Source organism: Frankia sp. CeTa3Moorea (assembly GCF_978021225.1).
The window spans coordinates 16,599-21,383 of record NZ_CDXDOR010000086.1 but is presented as its reverse complement, the minus strand read 5'-3'; the positions used below and the strand labels follow the sequence as shown (position 1 = coordinate 21,383).

Genomic DNA, 4,785 nt, shown 5'->3' with positions numbered 1-4,785 from the left:
CGGTGGGGCCAAGCCGGGGTGCCGGACGAGCGCCCCCTCACCTTCGGGGGACGGCGCGAACACACATGCCCCGCCCGTCCCGCGCAGGGACAGATGAACGTGGCAGGAGTTCCCCTCGCCCCCGTCGTACTTCGCCATGAAGGTCAGGGCCTGCCCGCCCGCCGCGGCGATCTTCTTGGCGGCGGTCTTGTAGAGGGTGTGGTTGTCGCAGGCCTGCAGCGCCTCGGCATACCGGAACACGATCTCGAACTGCCCCGGATGGACCTCCCCGCGCGCGGACTCGACCGCCACCCCGACGCCGGCCATCGCCCGCCGGATGCGCCGGACCAGATCGTCCAGTCCTTCCGTGCCGGAAAGCGCGTAGTCGATGTTGTAACGGCTGGCCGGGGTGAGATCGGTGTAGGAGCGCCGCGCAGCTCGACGGTAGGACTCGCGGAAGACCAGGAACTCCAGCTCCGTCCCGGCGAAGGCGGTCAGACCGGAGTCGGCGAGCGCGTCGAGCTGTCGACGCAGCACGGCACGGGGAGCGACGTCCACCGGGGACCCGTCCGGCCAGAACGCGTCCGCGAACACCACCGCGTCGGACGGATGCCAGGGTGCGCGGCGCAACGTGGTGAGGTCGGGCTGTAGCCGTAGATCACCGAAGCCGTCGTACCAGGGCGAGTGGGGGTAGCCTCCGTCGGTCTTCATGTCGACGTCAACGGCATGCAGGTAAGTGCAGGCGCCGAGGCCGTCGGCGAGCACCGGTCCGGTGAAGTGCTCCGGGGACACGGCGCTGCCGACGAGCCGGCCCTGCAGGTCGACGGTGGCGACGATGATCTCCTCGACCGGTTCGGCTCCGGCCAGCAGGTCACGTAGCACTCCCCGGCCGGCCGCGTTCTCCCCGACCGCCTGATCGGACGATGACCCGGGGCCGATCGGGCGGGGCTGGACCCGCGGTGCGGGCCGCCCGGTTGGCTCAGGTGGCTCAGGCGGGCCCGGGGGGTCGGGATGGGCCGGAACCTGGGCCGATGGTGGGGTCGGAACCGGCGACGATGTCATGCGTTCTCCGTTCATGCCGTAGGCGGCGCCGGTTCCGTCGGGGCTGCCGGTTGTGCCGGGCCCGTCGTGAGGGTGGACACGTCGTGCAGGGGGTTCGCGACCTCGCCGTGCATCAGGTCGAAGCCTCCGTCCCGGTCGGCGCGATCGTGGAACCCGGCGCCCGCGAACTGCTCGCGGTTCAGGCAGACCCGACCGAACGCCGGCCCGAGGAGATCGATCGAGGCGAACCGCTCCCGCAGGGCCGGGAACCTCGCGTGGTACCGGTCGACCGTCGCCCGCACGAGCCGCCAGAACTGGTTCTCGCCCACGTCGAGATGATCCGCCACGAGCACCGCGAAGAAGCGGAAGTGCCCGGCGAACACCGCCGAGAGCAGGGAGTGGGCCAGGACCGGGCCGGGCCACCGCCGGCAGTGCTCGACCGCTTCCGGTGGCATCCCCCGCCGCTCGGGGAACTCGCCGGACACCAGTTCGATGTCCGCGCCGAAGTCCTTCACGGCTATGCGGCGGGGCATCTCCTCGGCATCGAAGATGCACAGGACGTTCTCGCCGTGCGGCGTGAAGGCCACGCCGTACCGGTACAGGTAGTGCAGCAGCGGCGGCAGGAGGGCGGAGAACAGCGCGGCGAGCCAGTCGTGTGCCGGCCGGCCCGAGCGGGCCACGAGCTCGGCGACGACTGCCCGACCGTCGGAGCCGACCGACAGCAGGGACGCGAGGCTGCGCGCCCGCTCCCCGCCGTCGAGAAACCGCTCCACCGGATCACGCCAGAGCACGCCGAGTAGTTCGTGGAGGCGGTAGGGCGCGTCGGGGACGGCGTCGTAGGCCGGGTGCCGGACGGTGGCGCCGACGACCTCCGGAAGCGGGAGAACCCGGGTCACATCGTGCAGGAAGGGATCCGCGTCGCGCAGCCCGAGCAGCCAGCTCGACATCGCCGGTCCGGCGATGGCGTCAGCCGCCGACATCCCCCGCCACACCAGCGTGTTACGGATCATCAGCGCGAGCTTGACGTTCCGCCGGTCCGGCCGGTCGACGTTGGCGAGGGTGCGCACCGCCTGCAGGGGCAGGTACCGGTCCGGTGCCTCGCCCAGCGGGACCAGCAGACCGGTGGCGATCTCAGCCGCATAGAGCGGCACGATTACGTTCTCCCACTGCCACGGATGGACGGGTAGCCAGATATAGTCGGCGATCGTCGTACCGGCGGGTGGTCCGGCGGCGGGCGCGGGGCCCGGCCGGCGTGGATCGTCTGGCAGGGCCCGGCGGAGCACATCGGTGAAGTGGGTGCGGGTCTGCTCGTCGAGTTCCGTGGTGAGCAGGTCAGGCGCGGTCGACGAGCCCTGTCCGGAAAGGTCGCTGGCCCCGGGGCCGCTGGTTCTGGGGGCGCTGGCCTCGGGGGCGCTGGCCTCGGGGGCGCTGGCGCTGTACCGCCCGATCGCGCGGTGTGCGGCCACCCACCGCAGTCGGAAGGGCCGGCGCGCCTCGGGGGTGTAGACAGCCGCGGCCGCGCCGAAACCGAGCCGTCCCTTGTTCGCGACGAGACAGGGATGGCCGGTCTGGTGCCCCTCGAGCGCGACGAACGGCAGATCGGCGAGATCCACCGCGGGAATCGCCGTTCCGAGCAGATGATGATCGGCAGCCTGGGTGGCGAGCAGATCGCGTACCACGTCGGCGAGGACCGGGTCGGACCAGCCGAGCAGGACCTGCATGTCCTGGAGGAAGCGGATCGGGTCGTCCGCCGGTGCGGTGCCCGGAACGGTCAGTGTGGTGCCCGGTTCGGGGGGTCTGCCGTCCGGGCCGGGTGGCGTAACCGAGCGGGTCAGCGTAGTGGCATCGATCCACCAAGACCCGAACGTGCCACGTCGGGCGGTGAAGGCGTACGTGGCGCCCGCGGCTCGGAGCCGGTAACCCTGGATGGGACCCCGTCCGATCGGGGGGTGCCTGCGCCCGTTCGGGGCCACGCCGCGCACCGTGAGGTCGCTCGTCCGCGCCGGTGCGGTGGGTGTCGGCCCGCCCGGGGAGCCCGCCGGCCCGGCCGCGGCATCCGCTGGTTCGTCGGGTTGCGGACTGAGTAGCTCCTCGTAGGCCATTTCAGCGATGAGCTTGGCCAGCAGGGCACGGCCGGCCTGCCGCCATCGGTCCGCCGACCCGGTCCGCCCCGGGGACGGTGCCGCGGGCGGCGGCGCGGACCATGACGTGGTCAACGTCCGGCCGTTCCGGCTGTCTTGGCCGTCTCGACCGGGGCCGGATCGCGCGGCCGCGCGCGCCGCTCGCCGGCGGCCTGGCCATTCCCGTCCGGCTGGCCCGACCGGGCGGGGACCCCGAAGGTTGTGAACGCCGACGGCGACGGCAGCCGGTACGCGTCGCCGTCGGTCAGGTCGTCGAGGATGACCGCGGCGCGCCAGGCGCCGAGGCCGAGGTCGGGCGTCCCGACGCCGTGCGTGTGCAGCTCCGCGTTCTGGACGTAGACACGGCCGGTGAGACCGGCGTCGGTCGCCACCCGGTACCGGGCGTCGACGCGGAAGCGACCCCTGTCGTCGACGTCGATTAGCCCGGCGATGGGATCGAGCAGGGTCGGCTGGCGTGCGGCGTACCCGGTCGCAAGCACCACCGCGTCGGTGTGGACGGGAAAGGCGCGGTTCTGATCGCGGTGGCGGCAGCCGAGAGTGATCTCACCGTCCCGGTCCCGCTGTGAGGCCGTCTCCACGACGACGCCCGGCAGCAGTGTCGCCGCCACGTCCGTCCCGCCGATCGTCCGTTCGTACAGCAGGTCGTAGATCTCCGCGATGGTGTCCGCGTCGATCCCCTTGTAGAGCTGCCACTGAGCCGGGACGAGCGTGTCCTTGGCCGCCTGCTCCAGACCGTGGAAATAGCGGACGAAGTCGGGGGTGAACTGTTCGAGGCCGAGTTTGGAGTACTCCATCGGCGCGAAGGCGGGGGTGCGGGTGATCCAGGTCAGCTGATGACCGGTCACCGGTTGTGCGCGGAGCAGATCCGCGAACACCTCCGCCCCGGACTGTCCGGAGCCGACCACCGTGACCCGGGAAAGCCCCGCCAGCGCGGCACGCCGCTGCTGGTACTCGGCCGCATGGAAGGCCCGCCCGTTCGGCATCCCCGCGAAGGCCACCGGCATGATCGGTTCGGTTCCGATCCCGAGGACCAGGTGCCGAGCGGTCACCACCCGTGTCGGGGAGGCGCCGGACTGCCCTGCCTGATCGGACCGGTGGGGCTGGGCGATCGCCACCTGGAACAGGCGGGTGTCGGGATCCCAGCGGACCGCCTCGACGCGGGTGCCGAAGTGGGTGGAGTCGAGACCGTCGGCGACCCATCGACAGTAGTCGTCATACTCCCGGCGGGGGATGTGGAACCGCTCGTAGAGATAGAAGCGGAAGAGCCGGTCATGCTCGCGCAGGTACGCCAGGAAGGACCATCTGCTGGTCGGGTCGATCAAGGTGACGAGATCGGCGAGGAACGGCACCTGCAGGGTCGTACCTTCCAACAGCAGGCCGGGGTGCCAGCTGAAGGCCGGCGCCTGGTCGAAGAAGACGGCCCGCAGGCCGGGCAGCCCGTCGGCCAGGGCCGCAAGCGACAGGTTGAACGGTCCTAACCCGACCCCGACCAGGTCGTAGGGCGGTTCGCCCCCCGCGGGCAGACCCGCGAACGCCGATCCGTCGTCGACGGTACGCGGGCGCTCGCCGCGAGCTGTGGACGGGGCGCGGAATTTGACATCCTCCCCGGCCTGAAGGCCGGGGG

General features: G+C 71.7%; 3 protein-coding genes. All 3 read right to left on the bottom strand.

Annotated features, from left to right (window positions below; all coding sequences use genetic code 11):
• On the bottom strand, window positions 1-1,041 hold a 1,041-nt coding region (locus AC08OV_RS15370; protein WP_476619836.1), incomplete at its 3' end, for a type I glutamate--ammonia ligase.
• An 11-nt stretch (window positions 1,042-1,052) separates the two neighbouring features.
• Window positions 1,053-3,236 carry an IucA/IucC family protein gene (locus tag AC08OV_RS15365; protein ID WP_476619835.1) on the bottom strand — a complete coding sequence of 728 codons (2,184 nt, stop codon included), beginning with the start codon at window positions 3,234-3,236 and terminating at the stop codon, window positions 1,053-1,055.
• Window positions 3,233-4,654, bottom strand: a complete 1,422-nt coding sequence (locus AC08OV_RS15360; protein WP_476619837.1) for a lysine N(6)-hydroxylase/L-ornithine N(5)-oxygenase family protein — start codon at window positions 4,652-4,654, stop codon at window positions 3,233-3,235. The genes AC08OV_RS15365 and AC08OV_RS15360 overlap by 4 nt, the downstream gene beginning before the upstream one ends.
• Window positions 4,655-4,785: the final 131 nt, after the last annotated feature.